2 protein-coding genes and 1 pseudogene are annotated in these 2,590 nt (G+C 34.6%); all 3 read right to left on the bottom strand.

Features of this window, described 5'->3' with window-relative positions; genetic code table 11:
- Nucleotides 1-370: 370 nt before the first annotated feature.
- Nucleotides 371-967: pseudogene (locus AC1DRF_RS22610) on the bottom strand (DDE-type integrase/transposase/recombinase).
- 42 nt (nucleotides 968-1,009) lie between these two features.
- The gene (gene hemB / locus AC1DRF_RS22605; protein WP_279621076.1) at nucleotides 1,010-1,987 is read right to left on the bottom strand and encodes a porphobilinogen synthase; all 978 of its coding nucleotides are present in this window, start codon (nucleotides 1,985-1,987) and stop codon (nucleotides 1,010-1,012) included.
- A 114-nt stretch (nucleotides 1,988-2,101) separates the two neighbouring features.
- The coding region (locus tag AC1DRF_RS22600; RefSeq protein WP_477741745.1) for an MFS transporter at nucleotides 2,102-2,590 on the bottom strand (489 nt) is incomplete at its 5' end.

Genomic DNA, 2,590 nt, shown 5'->3' with positions numbered 1-2,590 from the left:
AACCAGACACCGTCTGCTTCCGTAAAAGTTGGTACCCAAGGGATTTCATTCACATCAATAGCTTGATCTGGTAAATTATATTTCTCCGTAAACGCATTTAAATCTAATGTTGTTGACACGTTTATTCCTCCTAATTAATCACATTTTGACAATATGTTTTGTCACTTATTTAAGAATGCAATATTCGTGCCAACATATAATTTTATTGAAATTAAGTTATCTAAAAAGATAAACAGCAATTTTTAAAACTTTTTTATGTAAAAATCGTGCACATTCGCACGTTATGTGCAAATATGCACGATTTGTGTCTGGTATAAAGATTGATTATTCACTAACAACATAAAGAGGAAGTTTCTCTAAAGTTGTTAGCTTATGAAGCCAATCCAAATAGATTATGGATGAATTGTTTTAGATTGTGAACAGACATCACTCTTTGACGAATTTGTTTCTTTTTAAGTATATGTATGGCTTCTGTACCACACAGTATGTAAGTAACTGTACGAAGTAACTTCAATCCCAGCATAGAACGAATTAAACGGTGATCTTGCTCTACCTTATTATTGAGCTTTACTTAACTTGCCTGAATTTCTCCATGGTAGGGAAGAGGTCTTATCTGCTGTTATGACACATGAAACTGAAAAATCAAAAAGCTGCAAAGCTTCTTTGAAGAAGCGCTTTGCAGCTTTTTTGTCTCTTATTCTACTAAGATAAAAATTAAGGTGTTTCCTTCGTGATTCACTATACAATATAGATATAGATATATCTATTGCCCTTCACCTTAATATATATTTCATCAATTTTTCAAGAGTCATTTGTTACCCTAAGGTAATGCCTTACTCTTTCAGCTAATTCTAAACGTATAATTTTTATATTTGGAATGAATAGTCCCTGTTCCTCCATTATTTCCACAAAAATACCCAAAACTCAAATTGACCCATAGGCAACATCTTACTGTTAGAAAAGTAATGTCAGCAGGTTATGTTTAATAGATTTCTTATACCAAAATTGTTTATTCCGCCAACCATCGAGCAACGTCTTTAGCATGATAAGTAATGATTAAATCACTACCTGCTCGTTTCATAGAGATTAGTACTTCTAACACTGTTTGTTTTTCATCAATCCAACCATTTATTGCTGCAGCTTTAACCATAGCGTATTCACCACCAACATTATATGTCACTATTGGTAGCTTAAATCTGTTTTTTACATCACGAATAATATCTAAATAAGATAAAGCAGGCTTTACGATGATAAAATCTGCTCCTTCTGATACATCAGATTCAGCTTCACGCAATGCTTCTAAACGGTTTGCCGGATCCATTTGATAGGTTTTTCGGTCGCCGAACTCTGGACTTGATTCCGCAGCTTCACGGAAAGGTTGATAAAAAGCAGATGAATATTTTACTGCATAAGACATAATCGGTATATTTTCAAATCCAGCACTGTCTAAGCCCATTCGAATAGCTTTAACAAATCCATCCATCATATTAGAAGGTGCAATAATATCTGCTCCTGCCTGAGCTTGACTAATCGCGGTTTTAGCTAATAAATCTAAGGAAGGGTCATTTAAGACTTTTTCTCCTTGAACAACTCCACAATGTCCATGACTTGTAAATTCGCACATACAAGTATCAGCAATAACAATCAACTCAGGAAATTTTTCTTTAATTTGGCGAATAGCATTTTGGACAATTCCATGATCATGATAAGCTCCAGAACCAATCTCATCTTTTTCTAGTGGAATACCAAAAATAATGACAGCTTTAATACCTAATTCTACAATTTCACTCATTTCATCATTCAATAGATCTAAAGGAATTTGTTCTATACCAGGCATAGATTTAATCGATTTTCTCCCTTCTCCGCCTTCAACTACGAAAAAAGGATAGATTAAATCTTCTCTATATAAATGAGTCTCTCGAATAATTGCGCGCATGTTTTCTGAGGAACGTAGGTGACGGTGACGTCTAAAACTTAATGTATTCATTTTTATTCCTTCTTCCTTCATAGATTAATTCAAGATTCTTTCACTCAATAATTTTTTATGACAGCATTCACTATTATAGAGTCTTCTTTTTCTTTAAACATTTTTAAATTTTAATTATACCTTTTGCTCCTTAATGTCCTTAAGGTGTCTCACCATATACATTAAAATAAGAACGACAATTAGCAGTGAGGAAAGACTGTACATCCCTCTGTAACCAGTTAGACTAGCAACTCCACCTAGAACCGGAGCACCAAGAGCCATTCCTAAATCCATAGAACTGAGGGACATGGCATTAGCCGTCCCTTTTTTATCAGCCATTACTCTGCTTACCGCCCATGCTTGAAATGAAGGTTGCATGACACTGTAAGCAATACCGTAAAGTATGGCTGCAACGAAAAAAGTCGTAAGGCCATGTGCAAATGCTATTAAAATCAAACCAATGATGCTGCAGATACTTGCCGGATAAATTAAGTACTTATGCCCCATTTGATCGTAAATTTTCCCTGAAAAGGGTCTAACTATTACGATGACAACCGCAATAATTAAAAAGAAAAGAGAAACTTTACTACCTAAATGCTCTTCTTCCCCATGCTCTTCTTCCCC

Source organism: Priestia sp. P5_B4 (assembly GCF_056400385.1).
Note: the sequence above shows the minus strand (reverse complement) of the source record. Positions and strands in the feature narration are given on the sequence as shown.

Coding starts and splice junctions, on each gene's coding strand:
- hemB (WP_279621076.1), bottom strand. CDS start 1,987: ATGAATACATTAAGTTTTAGACGTCACCGTCACCTACGTTCCTCAGAA.